Source organism: Melioribacteraceae bacterium, from assembly GCA_019638015.1.
Lineage (GTDB): Bacteria > Bacteroidota > Ignavibacteria > Ignavibacteriales > Melioribacteraceae > JAHBUP01.
In genome coordinates this window covers 1607007-1622885 of sequence record JAHBUP010000001.1, presented here as the reverse complement: position 1 = coordinate 1622885, position 15879 = coordinate 1607007, and the positions used below count along the sequence as shown (strand labels likewise).

Below are 15879 nucleotides of genomic sequence, written 5' to 3'. Positions count from 1 at the left end.
TGTTTTTAATAATGATAAGAATAAGAATCTGAGATTCGGCTGCTTTTAATAACCCGAGCCTGATGCAGCTTGATTTGTAACAATTTTAACGCTTGCACTTGCTCCAATACGATCGGCGCCACTTTCAATCATAAGTTTTACATCTTCCGCGGTTCTAATTCCGCCCGATGCCTTAACTCCAACACTAGAGCCCACAACATACCTCATGAGGGCAACATCCCCGGCAGTTGCACCCCCTTTGCTAAAACCGGTGGAGGTTTTAACGAAATCGGCTTTGGCTTCTTTACTCAACACGCAAGCTTTAACTTTTTCTTCATCACTCAATAATGCTGTTTCAATTATTACTTTACAGATTGCTTTAAATCTTTTAGCGGCAAGAACCACTTGATTTATATCATTAAACACATATTCATAATTTTTGCTTTTAAGCATTCCAACATTAATTACCATATCAATTTCCTGGGCGCCATTTTTAAGAGCCAGTTCCGCTTCTGCCCTTTTTATTTCAGTAGTATTAGCTCCAAGAGGAAATCCAATTACCGTACATACCTTAACCGGTGTATTCTTTAAAAGTTCATAACACAAATTAACGTGGGTAGGATTTACACATACAGATGCAAAATTATACTCCTTAGCCTCACTACATAATGTTTTAATTTCATCAATAGTAGCATCAGGTTTAAGCAGAGTGTGGTCAATCATTCTAGCTACAGTTTTATCTGCTAGTTCTTTCCCTACTCCAATCCCCGCTGCAATTCTATCTGCCCCATTATTAATTATAGTCTTCACTGCGTGAGGTTGATCGACTATATTTCTTTCCCAACCTGCGCAAGTTCCACCGTGGCAATAAAAATCCTGGAGTGATTTTTCAATTAAAACTTGAGATACTACTTTTTCAATTAATGAGGAATCCATTTTATACCATTTTTTGATTTGTAATTTTAAGATAAGCCAAAAAAGTATTTTGCAAAAGCATTGCAATCGTCATTGGTCCAACACCGCCCGGAACCGGAGTTATAAAGGAGGATTTTTCAGCAACACTATCGAAATCTACATCACCAACAATTTTATATCCCTTTGGTGAACTTGAGTCATCAATTCTATTGATTCCGACATCAATTATTACGGCTCCCTCTTTAATCATATCAGCGGTAATAAAATTTGCCTTACCAATTGCTGCTATCAATATATCAGCTTGTTTAGTAAAGTGAGACAAATCCGGTGCGGCAGAATGACAAATAGTAACAACCGCATTAGCTCCTTCTTTTTTTTGAACAAGCATATTTGCCACAGGTTTACCAACAATATTACTTCTTCCTACAACCACAACATGCTTACCGCTTGTTGGGATTTTATACTTCTTCAATAACTCCACAATCCCATTGGGTGTGCAGGGGAAAAAAGTACTTTTTCCAATCATCAAATTCCCAACATTGAGGGGATGGAATCCATCTACATCTTTTTTAGGGGAGATTTGCTGGATTACTTTTTCTTCATCAATATGTTTTGGGAGTGGCAATTGAACTAAAATTCCATGAAAATTATCATCATCATTATATTGTTGGATAAGATCAAGTAACACTTTTTCATCAATCGATTCTGGTAACTTTTCAATTTTCGAGTTCATCCCAATTTCGTTACATGCTTTTCCCTTTGATGAAACATATACTTGAGATGCCGGATTTTCACCAACTATAATTACAACCAATCCTGGGACAGGTAATGCCATAGTTTTAAGCCAGTTTACCTTTTCTTTTAATTCACTTCTAATTTCTGAAGAGCATTTTTTGCCATCAATTAAAACCATCTATCACCTTTAACTTGTTACTCATAATAATAATAATTTATGCTGAGGTTTCACTCTCAACTTTTTTATCAAATTCCGGTAAAAATATTCTCTCTATTTCAATGGTCTTCCCAGTGTCTCCATCTATCTTCAAAAACAGAGCAGTTAGATGCACATTATCAGTCGCCGTCTGATATTTTTGGGGAGTTTGATATAAGAACCGGTTGATTGCCGCGTCTGTCTTCATTCCTATAACCGAATCGTAAGGACCTGTCATTCCACAATCAGTGATATAACCGGTCCCGTTGGCAAAAATTCTTTCATCAGCCGTTTGAATATGAGTGTGAGTACCAATTACCGCCGAGACTTTCCCATCCAAAAAATTTGCGAGTGCAAGTTTTTCAGCAGTTGCTTCAGCATGAAAATCTATAATAATATTTTTAGTTTCCTGTCTAATTTTGGCTAATACCCACTCAGCCGATCTGAAAGGACAATCGATCGGGCTCATAAATGATCTTCCCTGCAAATTGAGAACAGCCACTTTTCCTTTAGGAGAATTCACAATAAAATAGCCGTTGCCATGTGTTCCTTTCGGGTAGTTCAGTGGTCTTATTACTCGAGTATCTTTTTTCAATAGATCCTGAGACTGATGTTTATCCCATGTATGATTTCCACCAGTAATTACGTTGACCCCCAGATCGAATAAAGCCTTCGATTCCTTTTCAGTACAACCTTTGCCGTCGGAAGCATTTTCACCATTGGCAATTATTACATCGGTACGGTATTTTTTTTGAAGATTGGGGAGCCACATGCTTACAATATTCATCCCGGGTTCACCAACAATATCCCCAACAAACAGTATGTTTATATTCATTTTTATTTTCCTTTCCCGAAATATATTAAATTCGGGGGAATATCGAAGATTTGCCTAAACTAAATTGAGGAAATAAGTATTTTTCCTACACAGAAATGATGGTTTATGAACTATAATTTGAAAGAAATAAATTTTGAAGATGCCGAATACTCTGTATTTGATTTTGAGACTACCGGTACCTCTGCCTACTCTGAGCGAGTAATTGAAATCGGAATAGCCAAAATTAAAAAAGGAAAAATAAAAGAAACTTTCAGTTCATACATTAACCCGGGACGCCCAATACCCTATTTTATAACCAAGCTTACCGGAATAACAAATCATGACGTTGAAAACGCACCCTATTTTGAAGAAATATTTCCAAAAATCAATGAGTTTGTTGGTGACTCGGTATTAGCCGCTCATAATCTTAATTTTGATCTTGGCTTTTTAAAGCAAGAATGTTTGAGAATTGAAACCGAAATGCCTAGAAATCCTTCTATCTGCACACTTAAAATTGCCAGAAGAATATACCCGGAACTTGGAAGCAAATCATTGGGGAATTTGAGTAAATATTTAAAGATTAGGCATAGAAATGTGCATACCGGCTTGGGAGACGCATCGGCTACTGCAAAAATACTGCTGAAAATGTTTCCACTTATTCGGGAAAAGTTTGACGTTGAAACTGTCACCGATTTGATTGCATTTCAAAATGCCCCTTCTAATAAAAACCCTTTTGTTGTAATAAAGAAAAATTTGCTAAAAGATATTGTTGAGTTACCGGCAAGTCCCGGCGTATATTTCTTTAAGGATTCCAAGAACAACATAATATATGTTGGTAAAGCAAAATCATTAAAGGAAAGGGTAAAAAACTACTTTTCGAGCAATGCGATAAGAAAAGCAAAAGATATTGTTAGGAAATCTTCCTCATTTTCATTTCAAAAAACTAAAAGTGAATTATCGGCTCTTTTGTTGGAAACTGAGTTGATAAAAGTTCATGACCCGAAACAAAACTCATTACAAAAAAAATATCCTCGTAATTATTTTATAAAGATTCCATTTGACGATCCTTACCCCAAACCAATTGTAGTTTCAAATATTGAGTTTGATGGTAGCAACTTTTTTGGACCATACCCCAATAGAGAAATAGCCGCAAAAATAAAAGATATAATCGACAGAACATTTTTATTGAGAGAATGCAGCGATAAAGAATTATCAAAAAAACGTAAATGTTATCTCGCCGATATTAATAGATGCTACGCACCCTGTATCGAAATTCCTAAATTGATTTACATGGAGGAATTGGAGAGAGTTAATGAATTTTTAAGCGGGAAAAATCAATCGGCGGTGAACAGATTATTGGATCATATGAAAGCACTTAGTGAGCAAAAAAAATATGAAGAAGCCGCTCAGATTAGAGATATTGTTCAGGATATATTGAATCAACTGCATAAATCGTCTATACTATCCGAACCTGTAAACAACGCGAAAGCGCTAGTTGAAATTCAATCATCAACAACGAAGGATTTCTTCTTGTTAATTAATGGAAAAGTATTAATTAAAGAGGATTGGGACAAGCAAGGATTGAGTTTCGAACAAGCACTCAATGATTACTTCGATGGGAATATTCAAAACAAAATTGAATTGAGTGAAAAAGATTTGGAGCGTCTTAAAATTACTTTAAGCTGGCTAGTTAAAAACAAGGGAAAATTTAAGATTACTTATTTATCGGAGCTTGAGAATAGAATTACATTCGAATAACCAACCAATTATTACCCTACAAATCGCACAAGCACAATTCTAATAATATAAGCCGCCAACAGCGCCAGAAATAAATAAAAAATCAAAGTTTTTAGAGAAGCTTTTGTAAAAATTAGATATGACATTGACCCGCGCCAGCCGCATTTGGTACATCTGTAATATTTGAAGAAGGATATTTTTTTAATAATCTGCTCAAACATTGATTTAGCTCTGGATCTCTGGAGCGTCCCAAATTCTTTACAACTGGGGCATGTTGTCATTTTTGGATTTCGATATACAATAACTTTGAGGTTTTTAATCATAAGTCGGCACTGGATTATTATTTATTTTGAAGTAACTGTTTATGTAAATTATTATTTAAAATTGAAACCGCAGTTAAAAATTGCCGGTCTGTTTTTAATGATTCACTCAACCTTCCTATTCTTCCATTTGTTCTTGCTTTTAACTCTGAGCGCAATTCACCTATAAACTCAATTTTATATTTTTCAATTTCCTTATTAATATTAGCTGAACTATTACCCTTCTGCTTTTTAAGAAGCTCAACTAATTTTTCATCTAATGGTTCCTCTTTTGAATTCTCAATTAACTGAGTAATCAGTTTGTCACTTTTGCTTGAATAATCAAAACCCTTTTGTTCAAGAAAAGTAACAAATTGTTTTAGTAGTACATCATCTTTAATCTTATCAAAATTATTACCCGGATTCGAATTATAAAAGTTAGTAGCATACTTAAAAAACATTCCTTGAGCCAATAATTGATCCATCAAAGGGGAATCAGTTCGAAATACAACAACAGAATCGGGAGTAACTCCTCCTGCAGAGAATACTACCCTTTTATTGTCCGTAAGAAAATTTGCTTTGTTAATTGATGCACCGACTTCTAAAACTTTACTTTTAGAATAATCAATTTTCTGAATCGATCTTCCGCTCGGTGTGAAATAACGCGCAGTAGTAATCTTTAGTGAAGTATTATGTGAAAGAGGAATTACAGTCTGTACCAACCCTTTTCCAAATGAATTCTCCCCAATAATTAGTGCCCTATCGTGATCTTGCAGTGCGCCGCTAACAATTTCCGATGCGCTTGCGGTACCGCCATCAATTAATACAATAACAGGTATATTATTAATTAATGGCTCTTCTGCCGCAAAGTAATTTTTTTTAGATAAAGAATCTCTTCCCATCACACTTACAACTAATTCCCCCTTTTCAAGAAATTTTTCACTAACATCAATTGCCGCATCGAGCAGTCCGCCCGGATTTCCACGAAGATCGAGTATGAAATTTTTTATTTCTTTTTGTTTTCTAAGTTCAATTATGGCATTTTTTAATTCATCGCCGGCACTCCTCGTAAAACTGCTTAATTTAACATAAGCCGTATTACCTTCATGGGGTATGAAACCATAAAAGGTAATATTTTTTATTTCTACTTCTTCACGAACCAATTCAAATTTCAGTTTATCATCGACTTGTGCCCGTTTGACTAATAACTTAACCGAAGTACCAGGGTCCCCTTTCAAAAATTCGCTCAATCTATCATAATTATCTTTATTCACTTCAACACTATCAATTTTCTCAATTACATCTCCAATCCGCAATCCTTGTCGTTGTGCAGAATAGCCCTCAATAAGATCAACGATTGTAATTTCATTTTCTCTCAATCCAACAGTTGCGCCAATTCCTCCATACTTTCCTTTTGTAACAATATCAATATCCTTCTGTTCATAAGCATCAATAAAATTTGTATAGGGGTCTAAAGATGAGAGCATTCCTTCTATTCCGGAAATCATAAAATCCTGCGGATTAACCTGGTCAACATAATTTAACGCCACCTCTTTATAAACACGCCCGAATATGTCGATGCCTTTATTAATTTCAAAATAGAGATCATTATCACGGGTGAGGAAAGCTGAAAATAGTAGGAATGATAATCCCAATGTTAAAATTTTTATTCTTCTATTCATTTTAGCCTTTCTTGGCAGACTTAATTTCATTTACTATTAATGAATGTATTTCTTCAATCGGTAAAGTACCATCAATCTTTCGAAAGCGGTTGTGTTTCTCTGAGAGATACAAATAACCTTCTCGCACCTTTTTATAAAAATCATTTTCCGAAGATTCAATTCGGTCAATCTGTTTAAAAGCTTTCTTCCTTAATAACATTTCTTCAACAGTAATGTCAAGGTAGAAAGTAATATCCGGGATTGCTTTACCTATCACAAAATTTTGCAGATTAACCACAAAATCGAGATCAATACCTCTCCCAAATGCTTGATAAGCAATCGATGAATCGTGGAATCGGTCTGATATAACGAATATATCTTTATTCAAAGCCGGAAGAATTACTTGATTAACAAGTTGAGATCGGCTAGCGGCAAATAAAATTAGTTCTGTCTCTATCGTCATCTCGGAGTTTTTTTTATCAAGTAAAATATCTCTAACTTTTTCCGAAATTGACGTGCCTCCCGGTTCTCTAATTAGTTTTAGCTGAATATTATTTTCATTCAAATAGTTCTCAAGCAATTTTACTTGAGTGGATTTGCCGCAAAAATCTAAACCTTCAAAAGTTATGAACATATCAGTATTGTTTAATTATCAATTCTATGTATTTAGGTTCAACGTTAAGTATAGAAGTATATTTTGGAATTTCAATTTTGGGTTTAACCGATTTACCATCGTCATTAATAACATCCCAATAATTAATGTAAGCACGAATACTATCTCTAGTAATTTTCCCAAGTCTTTGAATTCCTCCCCTTAACGTTACCGATATTTTATTAGGGTAAAAATCCATTTCTTTTAACTGCGGAACATTTAGTGATTCGATTACAATATTATTAATCATCGTCTCAACAATTTTTTGTACTTCGAACTGAAGCTCGCATGTTCTTCTATTAATTTCAATTCCTTGGGGTACAACAAGGTTTAATTCATCCCTAATATTTTCCGAAATATTTTGAAGCTGAAGAGGCTCGGTAACAATGCTGTCAATATTTTTAAGCAAAGTTCCAGGTCCATAAATTTCAACAGAGTCGGGACTTATTTTTAAATTGGAAACAAGTCCAAATCCATCCTTATAATTCAAATTTAGTATAGGAGCAATTTTTACTTTTTTGGATAATATTTTGCCCACAGAAAATTCAATTGAAGGTGGAGAAATTTCTATCACCTGAAATGATGAAGTAATCCATTGATTGGCTTCAACATAACTTCGGAGTTGTTCGCGATGCTTACCAAGTTTTCTTCTGGCTGATATCGAAAATTCTTCCGGAGTACCAAGAAATATTTTTGCTAAATTCCATCCATTACCTTTTAACTGAATAAATACTTCATCGGCGGAAATATTACTAACACCATTATTTATTGGTAAATCGGTAACTTTAATCGGAGCTTTGATTGTAACAATAAAATTTTCCGATAAGGAAACTGATATCCATAGAAAGATAGAGAATAGTATAATAAATGATAGTGTTACGACTTTTGATTTCATACACAAATATAAAAAAACTCCACAATTGTGGAGTTCCTAAAATTAGACTAATGTTAATACTATTTTAATTTCTCAAAATACGCTAAAAGTTCATCTCTATTAGCTCTCGATATTTGTCGTCCCTTTATCGGAAATCCGGCAAATCCCCTCGCTAAATGTCTAAGTTGATGAACATTCATTGTTTTCATTTCTTCAAGCTCTAGTTCACTTGAGATGTTTTTATCTGCATAATCTGTTATTTCACTAAGAGCTTCTTTTTTGAGTTGTTCCAAATGATTATAAATTGGAGTTTGCTTCTCTTCTTCCTGCTCAACTTCAGGAAGAATTTCAATCTCGGCATTCTCTGGTGAAGTCTCTAAAACTTCTTCGATAGTTTCTTCCTTAACAACATTAAATAAATTTTCTTCCTCCTTGATGCCAATTTGCGGTGTTGGTTTGGAAGTAGTTTTTACTTTTTGTTGTTTTGGTATTTTTTTCTCCTCATCAATAAGGGGAGCATCTAAAATAAAACTATCAATTTGTTCATGAGGTCTAGGGATAACATGAACCGCGACTAGTTGTCCAACTCTTTGAGCGGCAGCTGCTCCAGCATCCACAGCAGATTTAACAGCGGCAACTTCACCAACAATTTTAATCGTCACTAAAGCGGCAGTTATTTTTTCTTTACTAACTAATTTGACGTTAGCGGCTTTTAGCATTGCGTCTGCGGCTTCAATAGCACCTATTAAACCCTTAGTTTCAATTAATCCTAATGCTAATTGCATAAAATATTATTATTTAGCTCTTTTAGGAAGAATCAATTCAACATCGGTATGAGGTCTTGGAATTACATGAACTGAAACAAGTTCACCAACTCGCTGAGCTGCGGCTGCGCCTGCATCGGTAGCTGCTTTAACAGCACCAACATCACCACGAACCATAACAGTAACATAACCGCCACCAATTGTTTCTTTACCAATTAGTTCAACTTTAGCGGCTTTAACCATTGCATCTGCAGCTTCAATGGCTCCCACTAACCCTTTTGTTTCAATCATTCCAAGTGCATCAAGTGTCATAAGATTGCTCCCATTATTGATTTAATTTTGTGAACAAAATAGCTCATATAGTAAAAAATGTCAATTTCAAAACTTCCTTTTTTGGCTTATTTTGGCAACAAATTTAGCTTATTTTGAAATTGAGCCAATGGTCTTTATTTCCGAAAATCATAGTAGATCCTATAATTTCATTTTCTAATACATGATTTTCCTCTTCCTGCCTCATTAAATACCCTTTAAATAATTTTTCTTTTTCGGGATATTTTGTCATCAATTCATTGCAACGATCATTAATTTTTTTGTACATATCCTCATCAATACCTTTTATTTCATCAGTGCCGCTAATTATTTCATCGAGTAAAACTAATCCGGTAGATGTAGCTTGTTCCATTAACATATGCCGCTTTAGCACATTTGGGTTTGGAATACTGGATTCATCATTTAAATAACCATCATCAAGTATTAATAGCCCATTCGGTTGTAAGCATTTACTCACTGCACTCAATGTGGAGGAGTAACTTCCAAAGATTGGTCCGACTGCACCTAATATTACAAAATCAAAATTTTTATAATTTACGATAGAATTTCGGATATCGCCCAATTCAAAACTGCATAATTCAGAAACCTTGTGCTCCTTTGCTTTTTCTTTAGCCTCATTAATAAATTCATTCATTCCATCAACGCCAGTACAATTAGCTCCAAACTTCTTGGCAGATTTAATAGAAACAACACCCTTGCCACAACCCAGATCAAGTATTTTTAGCTTTCCAGTAAAATACTTTTGATACCTTTCAATTAGCGTATGAATGTTATTTACCGATGCTCCCATCTCCCATAAATCTTGCAGTATATAAGGAAGGTAGGGAAAAATATCCTTGTTATCGTTTCCATCCAATGAATGGACAATAGAATCTTCTAATGAATTCATTATATAATTATTTTAGTGACTTCTTAACCAATCTTCGAGAATTACAGCGGCGGCATTTTTATCCAGCAATGATTTATCTCTTCTCTTTTTTTTAGATACCACCGATTCAATAATTCTATCTTTTGCAATAGAAGAGGAATATCGCTCATCCACCAGTTCAATATCAATATTGAATTCCATTTCAACATCCAATTTAAAATTCATCACTTTTCTAGAAATTACAGTTTCCGATCCATCCTCGCGAAGAGGGATTCCCAGAATAATTTTAGTGACACTATATTTATTAATTATCTCCTTTAGGGCATCCATTAATTTAGAATCATTATTAAGTGTAGTTAATGGGTAAGCAAAAATTTTTAGAGGATCGGTTATTGCAATACCAATACGTTTTTCTCCAAAATCAATTGCAAGAATTCTTTCTTCAATCACAATTGTTCTGCCCTGATGGCTTCGGCATCGAATCTCTCCACAGAATAAATTCCCCTATTTTTCTTAAGCCGGTCAATTAACTTTTGCAGATGATCAAGATCTTTTACATAAACGGCTATTGTTCCTTTAAACATCGATTCACTCGAAGAGATATTTACTGATTTGATATTAGTATTTGCGAATGAGGTAATTGAGTTTGAGATATCTTTCAAGATACCCGGCATATCCTCTCCCTTAATAATCAAACCCGCAATAAAATAAGCCCCGTTATCTCTAGGCCAGCTGACGGGCACAAGCCTACTCTCCCCTTTTTTTACCAAGCTAATAAGATTTACACAATCTTTACGGTGAATTTTTATCCCCTCACCAATTGTTACATAACCTACAATTTGATCACCAGGAATTGGATTGCAGCATTTAGCATAAGTATATGCAAATCCCTTATGATCCCCTTCGATTACAAGATCGCCTAGAGTGGTACGGGCAATATTTGCAAATTTATCGAACCCGATATCATCTTTATTTTTATCCTCAGTCTCGACCTCGGGATTTAGTAATTCTTCCACATTTATTTTATCGAGAGCAATAGCGGTATAAAATTGGCGCAGATTATCAAATTTGAGTTTGCGCGCTAATTTGGTAATCTCTTCAGAATTAAAACTTAGTTTGTGTTTTTTTATTTTTTTATCCCAAATATCTTTACCGGATTCAATGAGTTTTTCCTCTTCCCGGTTTATATATTTTCTGATATTGCTCTTAGCTTTGTGAGTAGTTACAAATTGAAGCCAGCTTTTATTTGGATGCTGGTTTTTAGAGGTTATAATTTCAACTTGATCTCCACTATGTAATACAGTATTTAAAGGCATAATTTTGCCATTCACTTTTGCGCCTATGCAGTGTGAACCGACATTGGAGTGTACTTCAAATGCAAAATCAACCGGAGTGGAATTGATTGGTAATCTTTTCAATTCTCCTTTAGGTGTAAAAACATAAATTTCATCCTGATACAAATTGAGTTTAAAACTTGCAAGTATCTCTTTGGTAGCTTCATCTTTAGTAGAATTTTCAAAAACATCTCTAATCCAGTTAACCCAATCCTCCAAATCCGCGTCACTTGTGGTTGCGTGCTCTTTATACTTCCAGTGCGCGGCAACACCCCGCTCAGCAATTTCATGCATTTTTCTAGTTCTAATCTGTACTTCAAATAATTTACCTTGAGGCCCAATTACCGTAGTATGTATTGACTGGTAATTGTTCTTTTTAGGAATGGAAATAAAATCTTTAAATCTTTCTTGTATTGGTTTATAAAGATTAGTTACAACTCCCAATACATAATAACATGAATTCGGGTCATCATTATCTATTATAATTCTTATCGCTAATAAATCGTAAATATCTTCAAAGGGACGGTTTTGAACAACCATTTTTCTATAAACACTATAAAGATGCTTTGGTCTTCCCCCAAGTTCATACTTAATTATATACTCATTAAGTTTATCCTTAATAGGCTTAGAAAATTTATTTAGATATGATTCCCTATCCTTTCTTGTTTCATTTATTCTTTTTTTTATATCGTCGTAGGCTTCTTTATTTAGGTACTTGAAAGCTAAATCTTCAAGTTCCCACTTAATTGCACCTAATCCAAATCGATGAGCAAATGGGGCATAAATTTCTAACGTTTCTTTTGCAATGCGCCTTTGTTTCTGCGGATGAACAAATTCGAGTGTACGCATATTGTGTAATCTATCGGCAAACTTAACGAGTATTACACGCACATCTTTAATCATCGAAAGCAATAACTTACGGTAATTTTCGGCTTGAGTAATTTCTTGACCTTTAAATACTCCCTCAATTTTTGTTACGCCGTCAACAATTTCTGCCGTTTCTTTACCGAATTCTTTATTAAGAAAAGCCAGACTAATATCGCTATCCTCAACCACATCGTGCAGAAGTGCGGCTACAACAGAAATATCATCAAGAGGAATTTCGCGGGCAACAACCATCGCAACTTCGAATGGATGATTAAAATATGGCTCCCCAGAAGCCCTAAAATCATTCTTATGAGATTCGCTGCTGAAATGGAATGCTTTTTTTAATAATTCTTCATTCACAGTCGGCAAATTGGCTCTGCACGCTTCTAAAAGCATTTCTAGCATTTTAGCGTGTTTTATGGTTATCGCGGTATCCATCACTTTTTCATTGCCTTAACAACGATTGTATTTTAGATTGTTCCAAAAGTTCTATCACCGGCATCACCTAAACCGGGCAATATATAACCGTTATGATTTAATTCCCGGTCAACAGCAGCTGTATAGATTGGAATATCTGGATGATAAAGATTCATTTTTTCAATTCCTTCTGGAGCCGCTATTAAACAAGCGAGAATTAAATCGTTGGCTCCTTTTTCTTTTAATGAATTAAAGGAGGCAACTGCACTTCCACCCGTGGCCAGCATAGGGTCTAATAGTATTGTTGTTGATTTATTTAACAAAGCCGGAGCTTTGTAATAATAATCAATTGGACGTAAAGTTTTTTCATCTCTTTGCAAACCGATATGTCCAACTTTCGCTTCGGGAATCATCTCAATAAATGAATCAACTAAACTTAATCCTGCTCTCAATATTGGGACTAAAACAATTTGCTTGTCGATATAATATCCATCAGTCAATTCAAGAGGAGTATGTACCTCCATCTTTTTGACTGTAAAACTTTTTGAAATTTCAATAGCGAGTGAAAAAGCAATTCTTTTCAATGCCTCTCTAAATTGTGCTGATTCGGTTCTTTTGTTTCTCAAGATAGTAATATCACGTTTAACCAATGGGTTATCAACTAATATAAAACTGTTCATTCTAATTCCTTATTAATTTTTTTACCGAGTATTGTTAAGATGTTTATAAACGGAGAAATTGGCGGTGTATAATTAAAATTTACGTTTGCCAATTCCTTAGCCGGAATTTTAAACTTTATAAATGAAGATATCAAATCGGAGTAGCCGCTAATTTCATTTCCGCCAAAAAAATTTGCTCCAAGAATAAGTTTTGAATTGCGATCAACAATAACCTTACCAAAAACGATTTGAGAATTCTTCATTACTTTAACCAGATTTGGGGCAGTTGCAGATACTGTGAGGAATCTAAAATTATTTCTCTGTGCGGAATTTGAGCATATACCAACAAAAGAATAAACCCTCCCCAAGAAAGATACTGCCAAGTTGGGCACTACGGGTGAACTAAACGAATTTCCACCTCCCGCGTTTGTGCCCGCAATATGTCCATTTGCGTAAGCATTGGTGGCAATTGGTAAATACTGATTTTTATTGGTGATGTAATTGGTCACTTCTACACAATCCCCTGCAGCGTAAATAGCCGGATCAGAGGTTTGCATTTTCCTATTTACTTTTATCGCACCTCCATTAGTAAGCTCAAGTTTCGAGGCAGCGGCTAGCTCTGAGTTTGGTACAAATCCGGTGCATATAAAAATCGCATCATACTCAATATTATAGCCATCAATCTTAACCGATACAATTTTATTATTAATCTCTGAATATTTCTGAATCGAAGTTGAACTATAGAAGTTAATATTTTTACTATGCAGTAATTCCTTCACCATTAATCTGATTTCTGGCTCTGCTTTCGGAAGTGGATTATCTTCAATCTCTGCGATATCAACTGAGATATTCTTATTAATTAGCGCATCAGCAACTTCAAGACCAATATAACCGGAGCCAATTATTAAAACTCTTTTAACATCATTGTTCTTAAAGTATTTCTGAATCAAGATTAGATCATTTACTGATTTTAGCTTAAATACATTTTCATAAGTAGAGGTAATTGCCGGAATAGATTTGGCGCGCGAACCGGTGCAAAGGATTAATGAATCGTATGGGAATTCGAGATACTTCTGATTTTTAGAATCTAATACTTTTATAATTTTCCTTTTTCGGTCAATTAATTCAACTTTATGTGAGAGATATACTTTTACATTTTTTTGAGCTTCGAATGACTCTGCGGTAAAAAAAACTATTTTACTATAATCTGCAATCTCACCCGAAATAACATAGGGGAATTCACAAGTTCCGGTTGAAATAAATTCGGAAGCCTCAAACATAATTACATTGGCATCGGGGGCAGTTCTTTTTGCCTGTGCGGCGGCGGCGGGACCCGCAGCGTTTCCACCAACTATTATTATGTTTTTAGGTTTGTACATTGGCTACAATGTTAAATTTGCAGCTAAATATATCAAATTTTGAAGTGATAGTGGAGAGCTTAAATTAATATTAATGCAACAACTATTTTTCCTTGAATGAGATTGTCATGGGTACACCTTCAAATCCAAAATTCTTTCTAATTAAACGCTCCAAAAATCTACGGTATTGATCTGATATAAAACGGTGCTCATTCGCAAAAAATAGAAAGATTGGATAATGATCGCCCACCTGGGTAACATATTTGATCTTAACTTCTTTTCCGGTTGGTGTAGCTGGCGGGGGTGTATTTGCAATTTCTGGTAATAGTACATCGTTTAGTTCACTTGTTGGTATTTTTTTATGGCGTTCTTCGTGAACTTTTTTTGCAAGTTCAATCAGCTTAAAAATTCTTTGTTTAGTTAGAGCGGAAATAAAAATGAAGGGGATGTAATCAAGGGTACCAATCTGCATTTTCACATTGTCTTCATATTCTTTAGCGGTATTTGTTTCCTTTTCCAATAAATCCCATTTATTTACGGCTATTATCAATCCTTTTCTTCTCCGGACCGCTTCTTGAATTATTTTTTGATCTTGATTTTCCAGGCCAAGATTTGCATCGAGCAGCAGAACAGCTACATCCGAATTCCACAATGCGCGGTAGGTTCTCACATTCGAAAAGAATTCAATATTCTCTTTAACTTTAGTTTTCCGTCGAAGTCCTGCTGTATCAACTAAAATAATTTCTTCACCATAATACTTTAGAATGCTGTCAATACTATCGCGGGTGGTACCGGGAATATTTGTAACTATGCTTCTATCGTACCCTAAAAGAGCATTTACCAATGATGATTTTCCAACATTTGGTTTGCCTATAATCGATAAATGCAGCCGTGCATCTGGAATTTCATTTTCATCCGGGAATTTAAGTGCCGAATTAAGATCATCGAGCAGATCGCCAAGATTTCTACCATTGAGAGCAGAAACATCAAAAACTTTTTTAATTCCAAGTGAATAGAATTCCGATTTAAACATCTCAAATTCGGGGGTATCAGATTTGTTGACTAGCAGATAGGATATTTTATTAGCTTTACGTAAAATATCTGCAATTTCTCTATCTATAGGGGTAAGCCCATCACGGCTATCAACAACAAATAAAATTGCGTCACATTCGTCCAGCGCAAGTTCAATTTGTTCTCTTATCGCTATTTCAAATTGGTCTAGAGTATCGGGTACATACCCGCCAGTATCAATTACTCTAAAATACTTACCGCTCCATTCAACATCGCCATAATTTCTATCGCGTGTAACTCCGCTAACATCATCAACTATCGCATCGCTGCTTTTTGTTAAACGGTTAAATAATGTAGATTTCCCAACGTTGGGTCTTCCTACAATTAAAACTAAAGGTGTTGGCATAAT

15 protein-coding genes are annotated in these 15879 nt (G+C 34.9%); 1 reads left to right on the top strand and 14 read right to left on the bottom strand.

Translation table 11 applies throughout. The features are described from left to right. Nucleotides 1–45: 45 nt before the first annotated feature. The 3 genes from deoC to KF816_06770 are packed head-to-tail and all read right to left on the bottom strand — an operon-like array spanning nucleotide 46 to nucleotide 2660. Entirely contained in the window at nucleotides 46–915 is an 870-nt protein-coding gene (gene deoC / locus KF816_06780; GenBank protein ID MBX3007716.1) for a deoxyribose-phosphate aldolase, read from the bottom strand. 1 nt (nucleotide 916) lies between these two features. Continuing rightward, complete coding sequence (gene folD, locus KF816_06775; GenBank protein MBX3007715.1) at nucleotides 917–1807, bottom strand: bifunctional methylenetetrahydrofolate dehydrogenase/methenyltetrahydrofolate cyclohydrolase FolD; 891 nt, start codon at nucleotides 1805–1807, stop codon at nucleotides 917–919. 37 nt (nucleotides 1808–1844) lie between these two features. Beyond that, a complete protein-coding gene (locus tag KF816_06770; protein MBX3007714.1) occupies nucleotides 1845–2660 on the bottom strand; it encodes a TIGR00282 family metallophosphoesterase in 816 nt (271 codons plus the stop codon). Nucleotides 2661–2765: 105 nt separating this feature from the next. On the opposite strand from KF816_06770, the gene KF816_06765 reads away from it, so the two are divergent. Then, nucleotides 2766–4397 (top strand): GIY-YIG nuclease family protein, encoded by a 1632-nt coding sequence (locus tag KF816_06765; protein MBX3007713.1) that lies wholly within the window; start codon nucleotides 2766–2768, stop codon nucleotides 4395–4397. Between the two features lie 319 nt (nucleotides 4398–4716). On the opposite strand, the gene KF816_06760 is transcribed toward KF816_06765, so the two are convergent. The 11 genes from KF816_06760 to der form a co-directional block, all read right to left on the bottom strand. Further along, the gene (locus KF816_06760; protein ID MBX3007712.1) at nucleotides 4717–6357 is read right to left on the bottom strand and encodes a S41 family peptidase; all 1641 of its coding nucleotides are present in this window, start codon (nucleotides 6355–6357) and stop codon (nucleotides 4717–4719) included. A 1-nt stretch (nucleotide 6358) separates the two neighbouring features. Beyond that, the gene (gene tmk, locus KF816_06755; GenBank protein MBX3007711.1) at nucleotides 6359–6970 is read right to left on the bottom strand and encodes a dTMP kinase; all 612 of its coding nucleotides are present in this window, start codon (nucleotides 6968–6970) and stop codon (nucleotides 6359–6361) included. A 1-nt stretch (nucleotide 6971) separates the two neighbouring features. Continuing rightward, nucleotides 6972–7883: a YbbR-like domain-containing protein gene (locus KF816_06750; GenBank protein MBX3007710.1), complete on the bottom strand. Its 912-nt coding sequence runs from the start codon at nucleotides 7881–7883 to the stop codon at nucleotides 6972–6974. A gap of 59 nt (nucleotides 7884–7942) precedes the next feature. Then, on the bottom strand, nucleotides 7943–8647 hold the full coding sequence (locus KF816_06745; protein MBX3007709.1) for a BMC domain-containing protein: 705 nt from the start codon (nucleotides 8645–8647) through the stop codon (nucleotides 7943–7945). A 9-nt stretch (nucleotides 8648–8656) separates the two neighbouring features. Then, nucleotides 8657–8938, bottom strand: a complete 282-nt coding sequence (eutM, locus tag KF816_06740) for an ethanolamine utilization microcompartment protein EutM (protein MBX3007708.1) — start codon at nucleotides 8936–8938, stop codon at nucleotides 8657–8659. Between the two features lie 103 nt (nucleotides 8939–9041). Then, nucleotides 9042–9845, bottom strand: coding sequence for a class I SAM-dependent methyltransferase (locus KF816_06735; protein MBX3007707.1), 804 nt, complete (start codon nucleotides 9843–9845; stop codon nucleotides 9042–9044). A gap of 12 nt (nucleotides 9846–9857) precedes the next feature. Further along, on the bottom strand, nucleotides 9858–10274 hold the full coding sequence (gene ruvX, locus KF816_06730; protein ID MBX3007706.1) for a Holliday junction resolvase RuvX: 417 nt from the start codon (nucleotides 10272–10274) through the stop codon (nucleotides 9858–9860). Continuing rightward, a complete protein-coding gene (locus KF816_06725) occupies nucleotides 10271–12463 on the bottom strand; it encodes a bifunctional (p)ppGpp synthetase/guanosine-3',5'-bis(diphosphate) 3'-pyrophosphohydrolase (protein ID MBX3007705.1) in 2193 nt (730 codons plus the stop codon). The genes ruvX and KF816_06725 overlap by 4 nt, the downstream gene beginning before the upstream one ends. Nucleotides 12464–12495: 32 nt before the next feature. Continuing rightward, nucleotides 12496–13122, bottom strand: coding sequence for a uracil phosphoribosyltransferase (gene upp, locus KF816_06720; GenBank protein MBX3007704.1), 627 nt, complete (start codon nucleotides 13120–13122; stop codon nucleotides 12496–12498). Further along, nucleotides 13119–14480 (bottom strand): FAD-dependent oxidoreductase, encoded by a 1362-nt coding sequence (locus KF816_06715; protein MBX3007703.1) that lies wholly within the window; start codon nucleotides 14478–14480, stop codon nucleotides 13119–13121. The genes upp and KF816_06715 overlap by 4 nt, the downstream gene beginning before the upstream one ends. 82 nt (nucleotides 14481–14562) lie before the next feature. Beyond that, nucleotides 14563–15876: a ribosome biogenesis GTPase Der gene (gene der, locus KF816_06710; GenBank protein ID MBX3007702.1), complete on the bottom strand. Its 1314-nt coding sequence runs from the start codon at nucleotides 15874–15876 to the stop codon at nucleotides 14563–14565. Nucleotides 15877–15879 lie beyond the last annotated feature (3 nt).